Raw genomic sequence first — 16,197 nt, forward strand, 5'->3', positions numbered from 1 at the left:
TCCGGTCGCTTGGCTCTACAGTCCGCCAAAAAGGGAGGTCGATTGCGCATCCTGCTGGTCGAGGACGCCGAGGATCTGGGCGATGCCATGGTGGCCAGGCTGCGCAGCTCCGGCCATGCCGTGGAGTGGCTGCGCGATGGCGCGCTCGCCTCAGAGCGCCTGCGCGAGGACACCTTCGACGCCGTGGTGCTCGACGTGATGCTGCCGGGCCGCGACGGCTTCGCCATCCTGTCCGATCTGCGCCGTGCCGGCCACGGCACGCCGGTGCTGGTGGTCACCGCCCGCTCGGAGGTGGACGACAAGATCAGCCTGCTCGACCTCGGCGCCGACGACTATCTGGTCAAGCCCTTCGACCTGCGCGAATTCGAGGCGAGGCTGCGCGCCGTGATGCGCCGGCCGGCCGGCATGCGGGCCAGCACCATCGAGGTCGAGGCCCTGACGATCGACCTCGCGGCACGCACGGTCGCCATCCGGGGCAAGCCCATCGATTGCGGCCGGCGCGAGTTCCGCCTGCTTGAAATTCTCGTTGCCAAGCTCGGTCAGGTGGCGCCGAAGGAACGGCTGATGGACCAGGTGTTCAGCCTGGATGACGAGGTTTCCGTAAACGCCCTGGAACTGCTGGTCTCTCGGCTGCGCCGAAAACTGCAGGGCGCCGGCATCGAGATCGTGACGATGCGCGGCTCGGGCTACATGGCGCGGCGGCATGACGGCGCCTGATCCCACCGCACCGGCAACCGTCCCGTTTGCATCCGCCGGGCGCGCCACCGCCTCGATCCGCCGCCGCGTGCTGGCCGCCGCCCTGCTGGTGCTCGCCCTCGCCGCCCTCGCCTTCATCGCCTTCATTCATTCCTATGCCCGCCGCGCCGCCGACCAGGCCTATGACCGCCTGCTCACCGCCTCCGCGCTCACCATTGCCGGGGCCGTGCTGGTCGAGGAAGGGCGCGTCACCGTCGAACTCCCTTATGCGGCCCTGGCGATGCTCGGTTCGGGGGGCGATCGCATCTACTACCAGGTCGAGGCACCCGACGGCGCCCTGGTCACCGGCTATGGCGATCTCGCCGAGGAATTGCCGGCGGTGCGCTCCGCCGAAACCGTCTTCGCCGATTCGAGCTTTCACGGGGAAGCCGTGCGCGTCGCCAGTATCGGCCGTCTGATTTCGGCCAGCAACGCAGCCGGCTGGGTCACCATCCGCGTCGCCGAGACGCGCGGCGCACGCACCGCCCTCGCTTCCGAGATCGTTTCGCGGGCGGTGCTGCCGCTGATCGGCATCCTCCTGCTCGCCTTGGCGCTGGTGTGGTTCGGCGTGCAGCGGGCCTTCGCGCCGCTCACCACGGTGGAGGCGGCGTTGCGCGATCGTGCGCCGCAGGACTTATCACCCCTCGCCGCGCCGGTTCCCGCCGAGGTCAGCCAGCTCGTGGCCGCCCTCAACGACTTCATGCGCCGCCTCGCCAGCGTGATGAATGCCCTGTCGGGCGTGGTCGCCGATGCGGCCCATCAGGTACGCACGCCTCTCGCTTCCCTGCGCGCCCAGGCCGAAGTGGCGCTGGACGAGCGCGACTACCAGGCGCTGCACGAGCGGGTGACCAAGATCCACCGCAACGCCGTGCATGCCAGCGAACTGGTGAGCCAGCTCCTGATGGAGGCGACGCTGACCCACCGGCTCGAGAGCCGCGAATCCGCCCTCATCCCCATCGCCGACCTTGTCGAGGACGTCACCCGCCGCTTCGACCCGGACGAAGCGCGGCGTCTTGCCGTGACGATCGTCCCCGCCCTGGCCGGCGCCTGCCTCAAGGGCGATCGCCTGGCCCTGCAGGAGATGCTGCGCAACCTCGCGGGCAACGCCCTGCTCTATGCCCCCGGCAGCGCGGTGGAGATCATGGCCGGGAGGACGGCGGAGGGACGCCTGCTCATCAGGATATGCGACCGCGGCCCCGGCATTCCCGAGGCGGAGAAGGAAACCGTGCTCCAGCGCTTTCAGCGCGGGCATGCCGGTGCCGGCACCGTTGGTTCGGGGCTCGGCCTGCCGATCGCCCGGACCGTGGCACAGGCCCATGGCGGCAGCCTGTCGCTGCACGACCGGCCGGGCGGCGGGCTGGAGGTCCGGCTCGAACTGCCGCTGGCGCCGGAGCAGGCGAAAGGGCGCGCCGGTTCCAGGCGCGGCGCGGTCGCCCCTGCCCTCGCCGCCCTCACCATCGCCGCGGGCCTGACGATCGGCTCCCCCTTGGGCGGCACGGCCCAGGCTGGTTCCAGACTCTATCCGGCACCGGTGCCCGGCGGACCGACCCTCTCGATCCTCGGCACGACCGACACCCCGCAATTCGAATTGCTGATCCAGGATTTTCAGGAACTGCGCCCCGACGTCAGCGTCACCTACGAGGAGACCGATACGCTGCCGCTCTACCAGCGCACGCAGGAGAACCAGCTCGACACGGATGTCGATCTCCTGGTCTCCTCGGCAGCCGATTTGCAGGTCAAGCTCGCCAATGACGGCCATGCCCTCGCCCATGCCTCGCCTTTGTTGCCGGTCCTTCCGGCCTGGGCGAGCTGGCGCTCGGAGATCTTCGGCTTCACCTTCGAGCCGATCGTCATCGTCTATAACCGCACGCTGGTGCCGGACGCACAAGCCCCGCATTCGCACCTCGCCCTCACCGAGCTCCTGGAGAAGGAGACCGACCGCTTTCGCGGCAAGGTGGCGACCTACGATATCGGCAAGAGCGGGGTCGGCCACCTCCTGGCGGCGCAGGACGCGCAGATCTCCTCGAATTTCTGGCGCCTGACCCGGGCTCTCGGCCGGGCCGACGTGCGTCTCTCCGGCTCCAGCCCCGCCATCCTGGAGGGCATCGCCTCCGGCTCGCTGGCGCTGGGCTACAATGTGCTGGGTTCCTACGCCTATGCCCGTCAGCGGCTCGACAAGCGCATTGGCATCGTCATTCCCGATGATTACGCCCTCATCCTCACTCGCGTGATGCTGGTGCCGCGCTGGGCCAACCAGCCCGATCTCGGCCGCGCCTTCATCGATTATGCCCTCTCCCCCCGAGGCCAGGCGGTGGTGGCGGGCCAGGCGGCGCTGGGTTCGATCGTACCGGGCACGCCGGGCGGCTGGACGGCCGAACGCATCAGCGCCGCATCGCGCGGCGTGCTGCAGCCGATCACGCTCGGCCCGGCCCTACTGGTGGCGCTCGACCAGGAACGCAAGGCCCGCTTTCTGGCGACCTGGCGCCAGCTCGTCACCGACGGGTCGCGCTGACAGGTCGCTGACAGGTATAGTTGCTATCGTTGCCGGCAAGCGGACCTTGCAAGGTTCGGAACAAGATGTAGGGTGCGGGGGAAACGGCTGCTCATGAGGCAGCTCCAGGTGCATGTCCCTTCCTCCTTTCCCTACCCACACAATCGCAAGCGTTCGGCCGTGAACGCTTTGCTCAGGGAGGAAATGATGAAGAAACTCTTGCTTGCCTGCGCCACCGCCGGCGCCCTGGCTCTTTGCAGCTTCGCGGCTCTCGCTCAGACGGCGAGCTACGACATCATGGCTCCGGCCGCGCCCGGCGGCGGCTGGGATCAGACCGCCCGCACCATGCAGACGGCGCTGCGCACCGAAAAGATCGCCCGCAACGTGCAGGTCAACAACGTTGCCGGCGCCGGCGGCACCATCGGCCTCGCCCAGTTCGTCAACCAGTCCAAGGGCAACCCCTCCGCGCTGATCGTCGGCGGTTACGTCATGGTCGGCGCCATCCTCACCAACAATTCCGCCGTCAGCCTCGCCGACGTCACGCCGATCGCCCGCCTCACCGGCGAGAGCGAGGCCATCGTGGTGCCGGCCTCCTCGCCAATCAAGACGCTCGGCGACCTTGTCGAAGCCCTCAAGAAGGATCCCGGCGCGGTCTCCTGGGCCGGCGGCTCGGCCGGCGGCACCGACCACATCACCGCGGGCCTGTTCGCCAAGGCCGTGGGCGTCGATCCCTCCAAGATCAACTATGTCGCCTTTGCCGGCGGCGGCGAGGCCGTCGCTGCCGTGCTCAGCGAGCAGGTGACGGCCGGCATTTCCGGCTATGGCGAATTCGAGAGCCAGATCAAGGGCGGCGCGCTGCGCCTCCTCGCCGTCTCCGGCGCCAAGCGCATCGAAGGCGTCGATGCCCCCACCTTCAAGGAAGCCGGCGTCGACGTTGCCCTGGAAAATTGGCGCATGGTCGCCGCCGCGCCCGGCATCACGCCCGAGCAGAAGGCCGCCATCACCGCCGACATCGAGAAGATGGTGAAGTCGAAGACCTGGCAGGACACGCTCAAGACCCGCGGCTGGACCGACACCTATCTCTCCGGTGATGCCTTCGACACCGCCCTCAAGGCCGACATCGCTGCCACCGGTACGGTGCTCAAAGACATCGGCCTGGTGAAATGAGCAGCGCCGAGAGCAAGACGGAGCCCGGGCGAGCGCCCGGCTCCACAGTCGCGGGGCTGGTGATCGCCGCCGCCCTGGCCATCCTCGCGGTGGTCATCGGCACAGATGCATCCATGCTCAACACCAAGGTCGCCAGCGACCCGCTCGGACCGGCCGCCTTCTCCTATGCCATCGCGGCGGGCCTGCTCGTCCTCGCCGTCGCCACGGTATTGTCCGCCCTGCGCGGCAAGACGCCGGCGCCGGAGGAGAAGCAGGACGCCGGGGCGATCGCCTGGGTGATCGCCGGCCTGCTGGCGCAGATCGGGCTGATCGCCGTCAATGCCGGCTTCTCGCTCGCCAGTGGCCTGCTGTTCGGCTTCGCCGCCCGCGGTTTCGGCAAGCCGCTCTGGCTCGGCTGCCTGGTCGGCGTGGTGCTCTCCTTCCTGGTCTGGCTGGCTTTCGCCCAGCTCCTGCAATTGTCGCTGCCGCAGGGGCCGCTGGAACACGCCGTCACCACGCTGCTGAGCGATTAAGGCCTCGGTCGGCCGCAATCGCGCATCCTTTGATTCTTGTCGAAGCCCGGATCGGCGGCACCTCGCCGGCAGGGGATGAGCAAGTCCCTATCGGCTTTTCTGAACAACGCTATAGGACCCTTCGATGCAGACATTCGGTCATCTGGTCGACGGATTGGCGGTTGCGCTGCAACCGTACAACCTCCTCTGCGCCTTCATCGGCGTCACGCTGGGCACACTGATCGGCGTATTGCCCGGCATCGGCCCGGCGCTGACCATCGCCTTGCTCCTGCCGGTGACCTTCCAGCTCGACCCGTCGGGCACCGGGGCCCTGATCATGTTCGCCGGCATCTATTACGGCGGCATGTATGGCGGCTCGACCACCTCGATCCTGCTCAACACGCCGGGCGAGAGTTCCTCGATGGTCACCGCCGTCGAGGGCAACAAGATGGCCAAGGCCGGACGGGGTGGTCCCGCCTTGGCGACGGCCGCCATCGGCTCCTTCGTCGCCGGCCTGCTGGCCACGCTGGCCCTGGCCTTCATCGCCCCCTGGGTAGTCAAGTTCGCGCTGTCGCTGAAGTTCATCGACAAATTCGCCCTGATGGTGCTGGCCTTCGTCACCGTATCGGCCGCTTTCGGCAATTCGGCCCTGCGCGGCCTGACCGCTCTGTTCATCGGCCTCGCCATCGGCCTGATCGGCAAGGATATCGTCAGCGGCCAGAACGGGCGCCTGACCCTGGGCATCACCGATCTGCGCGGCGGCGTCGAAGTCACCATCCTCGCGGTCGCCTTGTTCGCGATCGGCGAAGCCCTCGCCGTGGCCGCGACCCACAAGCTCAATACGGGCACGGTGGAGGCGATCAAGGGCTCCATCTGGATGGGCCGCGAGGATTGGCGGCGCTCCTGGAAACCCTGGCTGCGCGGCACACTGTTCGGCTTTCCGATCGGCGCCATGCCGGCGGGCGGGGCCGAGATCGGCACCTTCCTGTCCTATGCCGCCGAAAAGCGCCTCGCCGAAAAGCCCGAGGAATTCGGCCATGGCGCCATCGAGGGCGTAGCCGGGCCGGAAGCCGCCAACAACGCCTCGGCCGCCGGCACGCTGGTGCCGCTGCTCACCCTCGGCCTGCCCACCTCGGCGACCGCGGCCGTGATGCTCGCCGGCTTCCAGCAATTCGGCCTTCAGCCGGGAGCCCAGCTCTTCACCTCCAATCCCCAGCTGGTCTGGGGCCTGATCGCCAGCCTGCTGGTCGCCAATTTCATGCTGCTGGCGCTGAACCTGCCGCTGGTCGGCCTGTGGGTGAAGCTGCTCACCATCCCGCGCCCGTGGCTCTATGCGGGCATCCTCTTGTTCGCCACGCTGGGCACGCTCGCCTCCAATCCCTCGCCGGCCCAGCTTGCCCTGCTCCTCGCCTTCGGTCTGATGGGTTATGGCCTCAGGCTCTATGACTATCCGATCGCCCCCGTGGTGGTGGGGCTGATTCTGGGCCCGCTCGCCGAGGAGCAGTTGCGCAAGGCGCTGCAGCTGCATCAGGGTTTCTTCAGCTCGCCGCCGGCCGTGGTCCTGTTCTCCATCGCCGCCCTCGCCATCGTCGTGCCGGCCTATATGCGCTGGCGCGGCCGCAGCAAGGTACTGACCCAGCTCGCTGCCTCCGAGGATTGAAGCCAGGTTCCGGCAGCCATGCCGGAACATTACTTTTCTTTCATCTCGACTTGCAGTACACCTCCCGCACCAGGCCGGGCCCCTCTGGCAGTTCCCGAAGCGTCGAGCTCCGGCAACTGTGATGTCGGACTGGAGCAAACAGAGCGGTCCCGGCGCGTCGGCGTCCCCTAGCGCCCCAGGCTTCTCCCTGGCTCGAATCGGTACCGCTCTCCCGCACCGGAACGAGAGAGCCTTCTTCCATGCCCGATATTCTTGCCGTCTTGTCGGAAGCCATTTCTGTCTCCTCCCTGGTCGCCCTTGGCCAGGTCATCCTGATCGACCTCGTCCTGGCCGGCGATAACGCCATCGTCATCGGCCTTGCCGCTGCCGGCCTTCCCAAGGAGCAGCGCACTCGCGCCATTCTGATCGGCATCGCCGCCGCCACCGTGCTGCGCGTAATCTTCGCGGCCATCACCACCCAGTTGCTCGCCATCGTAGGGCTTCTGCTCGCCGGCGGCATCCTGCTCCTGTGGGTGTGCTGGAAGATGTGGCGCGAGTTGCGCACCAGCCACAGCGAGGAAGCCGCCGCCCAGCACGCTCTCGACGGCGAGGGGGAGAGCGGCAACGGCTCGAGCAGCGGCACTTCGCGCAAGACCTTCGCCCAGGCGGCCTGGCAGATCGTGATCGCCGACGTCTCGATGTCGCTCGACAACGTCCTGGCCGTCGCCGGCGCGGCACGAGACCATTTGTGGGTGCTGATCTTCGGCCTGATCGTCTCGATCGCCCTGATGGGTATCGCGGCGAGCCTGATCGCCCGCCTGCTCAACCGCTATCGCTGGATCGCCTATATCGGCCTGCTCGCCATTCTCTATGTCGCGGGCGACATGATCTATCGCGGTGCCAAGGAAGTCTGGCCCCTGATGTTCTGAGGCCGCCAGCGCGGAGCCTCATCAAGGCCGGCAGCGATGCCGGCCTTTTTCATGTCTTGGCGCCCGTTGCTGCCTCGGATGATGGGCGTCCCTCAGAAATCGATGCGGGCTTCATTGCATCCTGCAGCAAGCCCGCCCTCCCCTGGCCTGACAATAGCGCCCTGATGAGGGCACCGAGGGGCGATTCCGGTGCCCGAAGCGGCAGCGCTCCGGCCGTTTGCCTCGCCCAATTTTCTGAGGTACGTTCCCGAAAGATCGGGACAGGTGGAACGATGGCGCGGGCAACGGTGCACGATCTGGCACGTGCGGCAGGCGTGAGCCTCGCCACCATCGACCGCGTGCTCAATCGCCGCGGCGGCGTGCGGCCGGCGACAATCGAAAAGGTCGAACAGGCCATGGCCCGGCTCAATTATCGCCGCGACATGGCCGCCGCCATGCTGGCCAAGCAGCAGGAATATCGCTTCGTCTTTCTCGTCCCGATCGGCGTCAACACCTTCATGCGCAACCTGGCGAACGAGGCCGCGCGGCTCTCCGATCTCAATGCGGCCGACCGGATCAGCATACGCGTCGTCGAGATCCCGCCCTTCGATGACGAGAAACTCGCCGCGATCCTCAACGGGCTCGACGGCAGCGATACCTCGGGCGTGGCCGTGGTGGCCACCGAAAACGCCCAGGTGCGCCAGGCCATCGACCGGCTGGCCGAACGCGGCATACCGGTGGTGACGCTGGTATCCGACGTGCCCGCCTCGCGGCGCGCCCATTTCGTCGGCATCGACAACAGCGCCGCCGGGCGTACCGCCGGCTCGCTGATGGGGCGGTTCCTGCGCGGGCGTTCGGGCCGCATCGCCGTGCTCGCCGGTTCGATGCTGCTGCGCGACCATGTCGAGCGCCATTTCGGCTTCGAACGCGTGCTGCGCACCGAATATCCGGACCTCGTCACCCTGCCGGTGATCGAAGGCCGCGACAATGGGGCCATCGTCGAGGACGTACTCGGCGCCCTGCTCGACCGCCACCCCGATATCATCGGCCTCTACAGCCTCGGCGGCGGCAATCGCGGCGTGATCGCCGCTTTGAACAAGCGCCATGCCGGCGGCCGCATCTGCGTGATCGCGCATGAGCTGACCGCCCATTGCCGCGAGGCCCTGATCGACGGCACCTTCGATGCCATCCTCAACCAGGATCCCGGCCACGAAGCGCGCAGCGCCATGCGCGTGCTGCGCGCCCTCACCGACGGCCAGCCCATCGACCAGGGCCAGGAACGCATCCGCATCGACATCTATCTCAGGGACAACCTGCCCTGAGGCCGGTTACACCGCCCGCGCGAACACCATCATGAAGTTGACGTCGGTGTCGCGGCTGAGGCGCCATTCGTCGAGCAGGGGGTTGTAGATCACCCCGCAGCGGTCGAGCTCGGCGAGGCCTTCCGGCGTCACCGCATCCCCGATCTCCGCCGGCGTGACGAACTTGTTCCAGTCATGCGTTCCCGATGGCACCCAGCCCAGCACCTTCTCGGCGGCGACGATGGCCAGCGCATAGGCCTTCATGGTGCGGTTGATGGTGGCGACGAAGAGGAGGCCGCCGGGCTTCACCATAGCGGCGCATGTCTTCAGGAAGGCGGCGGGCTCGGTGACATGTTCGACGATCTCCATCGCCAGCACCACGTCGAAGCGCTCCCCGGCCGCTTCGAGGTTCTCGGCGGGCAGGACTCGATAATCGATGGTGAGGCCCGAGCGGGCGGCATGGGCCCGGGCCATCTCGACATTGGTCGCGGCCATGTCGATGCCGACCACCTCGCCCCCGAGCTTGGCCAACGGCTCGCTGAGCAGGCCGGCACCGCAGCCTATATCGGCAAGCCGGAGGCCTTTCAGGCCGTCGAGGGCGATGGGCGAACGGCCGAAATGCCCGGCGATCTGATCCCTGACATAGCGCAGGCGCACGGGGTTCAACCGGTGCAGCGCCCGCATGGTGCCGCGCGGGTTCCACCAATCGGCCGCCATCGCCTCGAAGCGTTCGATCTCCTTGGGATCGACCGACGAACCCGTGCCTGCTGCGCTCATTGCCTGTATCCTGGCTGCGTCCTGGAAAAGTGCGTTCCGGCGGAAACGCCCGTTTTCTCCAGCCCCTGTTGCGATGCCTCTTGCGATTCTTGCCGATTCCGTCAAATCGCAAATCGCAAAAATTGCGTGGTACGGCGGAGAAACTACCATTTTCAGCGGCCTGTGTGGCCCCGATCTGCCCTAAAGGCAACCCCGTTAACAATGCGCCCTTCTCTTTCTCGATATTGTCATCGCAATTTGGCAATTTCCGTCGCGCCTGGACTTTGAGCGGCCTTAATTTCGGCTATGGTCACGGAGGCCTGTCGACCGGGCAAGGTCGGCCTTCCCAGGGCGAGAAATTCTCGTTCTGGGAAGGCCGGCACGGTATTCGGCCGATTTGGAATCTCCGGCCCGTCGACAAGCGGGTCCGGCAATTCCACAGAGCGCCGCATGCAGACGGCGCAGCAAGAAGGGATGAACGAGATGGCGTGGCGCGACGACGAAGCCCGGGCGGCCCTGATCCACAAGGCGGCAAGGAGCCTTCAGCCAGGCAAGACCCCTCCCACTTTCGCCGAGGTGCTCTTCGGCCGAACCACGCTCGAAGATCTCGCCACCCATGACGCCGCCTCGCTCGCCTTCCTGGCCGAGCAGGCCTGGGATCACGTGCAGCGCCGTACGCCCGGCCATGCCGATATTCGCGTCGTCAATCCCGACATGCCCGATGGCCGTGAAATTTCGGTCATCGAGATCCTCAACGACAACATGCCCTTCCTGTTCGATTCCACCATGGCCGAGCTTTCGGAGCGGGGAATCGAGGCTCAATTGGTGGCTCATCCCATCATCGCGCTGGAGCGCGACGCCCAGGGCAAGCTCGTGCAATTCTTCGGCGACGCCGTGCCGGAAGGCAGCAAGGGCGTGCGCGAGAGTCTCATCCACATCCATATAGCCCGCATCGATTCGGACGCCGACAGGCAGAGCCTAATCGACGGGCTGACGCTGGTGTTCAACGACGTCAGGGCCTGCGTGACGGACTGGCGCGCCATGCGCGACAGGGTGGAGCAGGCGATCGAATCCTTCCGTACCAATCCCCCGCCCCTGCCTGTCGACGAGATCGCCGAGGCCAACCAGCTCCTGCAATGGATCTGCTCGGACAACTTCACCTTCCTGGGCCTGCGCGAATATCGCTTCTCCACCGATAGCGACGCCTCCGACGAGGTCAGCGAAGGCGAGGGCCTCGGCATCCTCCGGGATCCCGAAGTCAAGATCCTGCGCCGCGGCAACGAACTGGTGGTGATGACGCCGGAAATCCGCGAATTCATGCGCGAGCCGACGATCCTGATCGTCACCAAGGCGAATGTGAACAGCCGCGTCCACCGGCGCGTGCGCATGGATTATATCGGCGTCAAGCTCTACACGCCGGACGGCCAGGTCGAGGGCGAATTGCGCGTGGTCGGCCTGTTCACCTCGGCGGCCTATACGCGCTCGGTGCGCCAGATCCCCTATGTCCGCCACAAGGTCGCCCAGGTGCTTCAGCGCGCCGGGTTCGATCCGCAGAGCCATTCGGGCAAGGCGATCCTGCATATTCTCGAGGAATATCCGCGCGACGAACTGGTGCAGGTCGATTCCGAGACGCTCTACAACTTCGCCATGGAGATCCTGCTGCTCTATGAGCGCCCGCGCCTGCGCGCGCTGGTGAGGGCCGACAAGTTCGACCGTTTCGTCTCCATCCTCGTCTTCATTCCGCGTGAGAAATACGACACCGACGTGCGCATCGGCATCGGCAATTATCTGGCCAACGCCTATAAGGGCCGCCTGTCGGCGTCCTATGCGGCCTTTCCCGAAGGGCCGCTGGCGCGCGTGCATTACATCATCGGCCGCTACGAGGGGGATACGCCCTTCATCGAGCGTTCGGTGCTGGAAGCCGGCATCAATGCCATCGCCACCAATTGGGGCGACAAGCTCAGGGCGGCGCTGGCCGGCACCACCGACGGCATGCGGGCCCGCCTGCTGGGCAACCGCTATGCCAATGCCTTTACCGGCGGCTATCCCGAGACCTTCTCCACCGCCCAGGCGATCGCCGATATCGGCGTGATCGAGAAGCTGACGCCCGCCCGCCCCGTGGCGATCCTGGCCTATCGCCTGGAGGAGGACGACACGCCCTCGCGCTGCGGCCTCAAGGTCTTCTCGCAGGGCGCGCCGATGTCGCTGTCCTATCGCGTGCCGGTGATCGAGAACCATGGCCTGCGCGTGGTCGACGAGCGCACCTACGAGATCACCCCCACCGCCAAGCCGGCACCGGCGCCGGTCTGGCTCCACGACATGACGGTGGAGACCAGCGACGGCCAGCCCATCCCGCCCGGCATCGACTTCCAGCACCGCCTCGAGGCCTCGATCATGGCGGTGGTCGGCGACTATGCCGAATCCGACGGCTACAACGCCCTCGTCCTGCGCACCTCGCTGGGCTGGCGCGAAATTTCGGCGATTCGGGCCCTGTCGCGCTATCTGCGTCAGATCCGCGCGCCCTTCAGCCAGGACTATATGTGGGAAACGGCGCGCAAGAACCCGCAGATCACCGCCAGCATCGTGGCCCTGTTCCGCGCCCGCCACGACCCGCGGCTGACGGCCACAGATGCCGAACGCGCCGCCCATGAAGCCGAGATCGTGGGCGAGATCGAAGAGCAGCTGCAATCGGTCTCCTCGCTCGACGAAGACCGCATCCTGCGCCGCTTCACCAATCTGGTGCAGGCGATCGTGCGCACCAACCTCTGGCAGGTCGGCCCGGATGGCCAGCCCCGACCGGTGATCAGCTTCAAGTTCGAATGCCGCAAGGTCGAGGGCTTGCCCGCTCCCAAGCCTCACTACGAGATCTTCGTCTATTCGCCGCGGGTGGAGGGCATCCATCTGCGCTTCGGCAAGGTGGCGCGCGGCGGCCTGCGCTGGTCGGACCGCCCCCAGGATTTCCGCACCGAGATTCTGGGTCTTGTCAAAGCACAACAGGTCAAGAATGCGGTGATCGTGCCTGTCGGCGCCAAGGGCGGCTTCGTGCCCAAGCGCCTGCCGCCGCCGGCCAACCGCGATGCCTGGCTGGCCGAAGGGACGGAAGCCTATCGCATCTTCATCCGCTCGCTGCTCGAACTCACCGACAATCTCGACGGCGACAACATCGTGCCGCCGGACAACACGGTGCGCCATGACGGCGACGACCCCTATCTGGTGGTCGCGGCCGACAAGGGCACCGCCACCTTCTCCGATACGGCCAACGCCATCTCCATCGAGAAGCATCACTGGCTGGGCGACGCCTTCGCTTCGGGCGGCAGCCAGGGCTATGACCACAAGAAGATGGGCATCACCGCCCGCGGCGCCTGGGAGGCGGTGAAGCGGCATTTCCGCGAGCTTGGCACCGACATCCAGGTCGATCCTTTCACCGCCGTCGGTGTCGGCGACATGTCGGGCGACGTCTTCGGCAATGGCATGCTGCTGTCGCCGGCCACCAAGCTGGTCGCCGCCTTCGACCATCGCGACATCTTCATCGATCCCTCGCCCGATCCGGTCAGCAGCCATGCCGAGCGGCTGCGCATGTTCAACCTGCCGCGTTCGAGCTGGCAGGATTACGACAAGACGCTGATCTCCAGGGGCGGCGGCGTGTTCTCGCGTTCGCTGAAGGCCATTCCGCTTTCGGCGGAAATGCGGGCGCTGCTCGATCTCGACAAGGCCGAGGCGACGCCCACCGAGGTGATGACGGCAATCCTAAAGGCCCGTGCCGATCTCCTGTGGTTCGGGGGCATCGGCACCTATATACGCGCCTCCAGCGAGACGGACGACCAGGTCGGCGACCGCGCCAACGACGCCATCCGCATCACCGGCGCCGATGTCAGGGCCCGGGTGATCGGCGAGGGCGCCAATCTCGGCGCCACCCAGCGCGGCCGTATCGAAGCGGCGCAGAAGGGCATCAAGCTCAACACCGACGCGATCGACAATTCCGCCGGCGTGAACACCTCCGACGTCGAGGTGAACATCAAGATCGCCTTGGCCCGGCCGGAGCGCGACCAGCGCCTCACGCAGGCCGATCGCAACGTCCTGCTGGCGGCGATGACCGACGAGGTCGGCTCGCTGGTGCTGCGCAACAATTATCTGCAGACGCTGGCGCTCTCCCTCTCCGAACGCAAGGGCGTGGCCGAGACCGGCTTCCTCACCCGCCTGATGCAGTCGCTCGAACAGCGCGGCCTGCTCGACCGTGCCGTCGAGTTCCTGCCCGACGACGTCGCCATCGCCGAGCGCACCCGCCGCGGCCAGGCCCTGACACGGCCGGAGCTCGCCGTGCTGCTCGCCTATGCCAAGCTGACGCTCTATGACGACCTGCTGGTCACCAGCGTGCCGGATGATCCCTATCTTGCCCGCGAGCTCACGGTGTATTTCCCGCCCGAGGTGCAGAACCGGTTCCCCGACGCCGTCGAGAACCACCGGCTGCGGCGCGAGATCATCGCCACCAATCTCGCCAACGGCATCATCAACCGCGGCGGCCCGGCCTGCGTGGTGCGCCTCAGCGACGAGACCGATGCCGACGTCACCGCCATCGCCATGGCGTTCGCCGCCGTGGATGAATCCTATGGCCTGCGCTATCTCTACGATGCCATCGATGCCCTCGACAATCGCATCGACGGGCAGCTCCAGCTCAGCCTTTACGGCTTCCTGCAGGACCTGCTGCTCTCGCGCGTGGTCTGGTTCGTGCGCAATGTCGACTTCTCGCCCGGGTTGGAGGCGGTGATCGCCCGCTTCGGCGCCGGTGTCCACGAAATCGCCATCGGGCTCGATACCACCCTGCCGGAGGCGATGCAGGCGGCCCGCCTCAAGCGCACCCGCGAGCTGATCGAGGGCGGCGTGCCCGAGGACCTCGCCGGCCGGATGGCCAATCTCGATCCGCTGGTCTCGGCGCCCGACATCGTGCTGGTGGCGGGTCGCACCGGCCGGGCCATCGGCGACACCGCGGCCACCTTCTATGCCGCGGAAGCCAATTTCCAGCTCGATCGGGTCGTGGCAGCGGCCCGCGCCGTGCCCGCCAACGATTATTTCGAGCGCCTGGCCATCGACCGGGCCATCGAACAGATCGCGGCCGCCGAGCGGCGCCTGGTCGCCGACATGCTGGCGACCGGCCTATCCGGCCAGGCGGCGACGGAGGCCTGGCTCGAGGCCCATCCGGAAGCCGCGCGCATCCGTCGCTCGGTGGAGGAAATCGCTGCTGGAGGACTCACCCTGGCCAAGCTCACCGTGGCGGCCAACATGCTGGGCGATCTCGTCAGGGACTGACGAGATCGCGGATGGCGGCCGGCTGGCACTTCGATGTTGCCGACTGGCCACTCGGCAGGCCCCGGTTCGGCTCCTTCTTGAGGCGACCGGTATCAGGCAGGCGTTTCCTCGGCGCTTCGCGGCGGCCAGTCGGCCGCCGCGGCCGAAGAAGGCATGCGTGGCGCGATGTCGTGGCGTCCCCACACAAACAGCGCCAGCGCCACCAACGCCACGCTGCCGTGAACCCAATAGGCTAAACCATAGCCGCCCAAATCGGTGAGCCAGCCGGCGACGACATTGCTCAACGAGGCCCCGATACCCTGCACGGTCATGACGGCGGCAAGCCCGACATTGAAGCGGCCGCTACCAGAGAGAATGCGCTCGGCGGCGATGGGCGTGACAATACCGATCAGGCCGGCTCCCACGCCATCCAGAATTTGCACGGGGAAGATGAAGGCAAAGGACGAGAAGGTCCCCGCGATCGCGCCGCGGATCGGCAAGGCTGCCAGAGCAACGACGAATATGGCGGCAAGGCCGAACCGTCCGATCAGCCAGGGCGCCATCAGCGCCATGCCGATCATCGAAAGCTGGGAAACGCCCGTCGTGATCGCGGTGGTCCTGAAAGGAGTGCCGAGCTGAATGGAGAAAGCCTGGGCGATCAGGCGGCTGATGGGAGCGTTGCCAAAATGAAAGATCATCAGCACCAGGCTGAGCAAGATCAGCCCCTTGCTGCCGGCCAGCACTGAAAATCCGGAAGGGACCTCCGCTTCCTCGTGGTGCACCAGCCCGCGTGCAACTTGATGGTCGATCAATTTCGGCTCGATGGCGAGCGTCGCCGCAATCGTGGCAAGGGCGGCAAACAGCATGAGCCCTACCACGCCGTGGAGGCCGAACAGGAGCGTTCCCGCATAGATCGCCGCCAGGGAGGCAACATTCCCCGTGTGGTTCCAGAATTCGTTTCGGGATACCTGGCGGGAAAAGCGCGCTTCGCCGACAAGCCCAAGCGTCAGGCCCGTGAGCGCGGGACCGATGACAGCGCCGACGATGGCCGTTGCGGACTGTCCCCCGAAGACGGAAAGGCCATTGGGGCTCGCCAGTGTCCACAGAGCCATTGTCGTCACAAAGGTGACGGGCAGGATGATCAGTGTCCGCTTGTAGGGCGAGGCATCGACGAGTGCGCCGAACACAGGCGTGGTCAGCATTGCCAGCACACCCCCGATCGTCGCTATCACGCCAAGCGTGAACGGCTCCCAGCCACGGGTTGCAAGGAAACCGTCGAGAAAGGGCCCCAAGCCATCGCGGGCATCGGCAAGGAAGAAGTTCAAGATCGACAGGGCGATGAGGGAGCGACGAAACTCGGAGGATGGAGAGGACGTCACGAATGCTCCCGCGATCAGGTCTTTTCAACGACACGCCATGCCGAGCA

General features: G+C 66.6%; 10 protein-coding genes. 8 read left to right on the forward strand and 2 right to left on the reverse strand.

From position 1 onward, the window contains the following. Positions 1-42 precede the first annotated feature (42 nt). The 7 genes from J8I29_RS24215 to J8I29_RS24245 all read left to right on the forward strand — a co-directional run bounded on the left by J8I29_RS24215 (position 43) and on the right by J8I29_RS24245 (position 8,753). Positions 43-717 (forward strand): response regulator transcription factor, encoded by a 675-nt coding sequence (locus tag J8I29_RS24215; protein WP_105861289.1) that lies wholly within the window; start codon positions 43-45, stop codon positions 715-717. After that, the gene (locus J8I29_RS24220; protein WP_209433603.1) at positions 704-3,247 is read left to right on the forward strand and encodes an extracellular solute-binding protein; all 2,544 of its coding nucleotides are present in this window, start codon (positions 704-706) and stop codon (positions 3,245-3,247) included. Before J8I29_RS24215 ends, J8I29_RS24220 begins: the two co-directional genes overlap by 14 nt. Positions 3,248-3,433: 186 nt before the next feature. Next, positions 3,434-4,393, forward strand: a complete 960-nt coding sequence (locus J8I29_RS24225) for a tripartite tricarboxylate transporter substrate binding protein (RefSeq protein WP_209433604.1) — start codon at positions 3,434-3,436, stop codon at positions 4,391-4,393. Continuing rightward, positions 4,390-4,905 (forward strand): tripartite tricarboxylate transporter TctB family protein, encoded by a 516-nt coding sequence (locus J8I29_RS24230; protein WP_105861287.1) that lies wholly within the window; start codon positions 4,390-4,392, stop codon positions 4,903-4,905. The genes J8I29_RS24225 and J8I29_RS24230 overlap by 4 nt, the downstream gene beginning before the upstream one ends. 124 nt (positions 4,906-5,029) lie before the next feature. Next, complete coding sequence (locus tag J8I29_RS24235; protein ID WP_209433605.1) at positions 5,030-6,544, forward strand: tripartite tricarboxylate transporter permease; 1,515 nt, start codon at positions 5,030-5,032, stop codon at positions 6,542-6,544. A 260-nt stretch (positions 6,545-6,804) separates the two neighbouring features. Beyond that, positions 6,805-7,452 (forward strand): TerC family protein, encoded by a 648-nt coding sequence (locus J8I29_RS24240; RefSeq protein WP_209433663.1) that lies wholly within the window; start codon positions 6,805-6,807, stop codon positions 7,450-7,452. A 272-nt stretch (positions 7,453-7,724) separates the two neighbouring features. Continuing rightward, positions 7,725-8,753 carry a LacI family DNA-binding transcriptional regulator gene (locus J8I29_RS24245; protein ID WP_209433606.1) on the forward strand — a complete coding sequence of 343 codons (1,029 nt, stop codon included), beginning with the start codon at positions 7,725-7,727 and terminating at the stop codon, positions 8,751-8,753. Between the two features lie 6 nt (positions 8,754-8,759). Here the strand turns inward: J8I29_RS24245 and ubiG are convergent, their stop codons facing one another. Continuing rightward, a complete protein-coding gene (gene ubiG / locus J8I29_RS24250) occupies positions 8,760-9,509 on the reverse strand; it encodes a bifunctional 2-polyprenyl-6-hydroxyphenol methylase/3-demethylubiquinol 3-O-methyltransferase UbiG (protein ID WP_209433607.1) in 750 nt (249 codons plus the stop codon). Between the two features lie 453 nt (positions 9,510-9,962). Here ubiG and J8I29_RS24255 point away from each other — a divergent pair, with 453 nt between their 5' ends. Beyond that, positions 9,963-14,792: an NAD-glutamate dehydrogenase gene (locus tag J8I29_RS24255; RefSeq protein ID WP_209433608.1), complete on the forward strand. Its 4,830-nt coding sequence runs from the start codon at positions 9,963-9,965 to the stop codon at positions 14,790-14,792. Between the two features lie 92 nt (positions 14,793-14,884). Here the strand turns inward: J8I29_RS24255 and J8I29_RS24260 are convergent, their stop codons facing one another. After that, entirely contained in the window at positions 14,885-16,150 is a 1,266-nt protein-coding gene (locus J8I29_RS24260; RefSeq protein ID WP_209433609.1) for an MFS transporter, read from the reverse strand. Positions 16,151-16,197: the final 47 nt, after the last annotated feature.

The organism is Labrys sp. LIt4 (assembly GCF_017813775.1).
Lineage (GTDB): Bacteria > Pseudomonadota > Alphaproteobacteria > Rhizobiales > Labraceae > Labrys > Labrys okinawensis_A.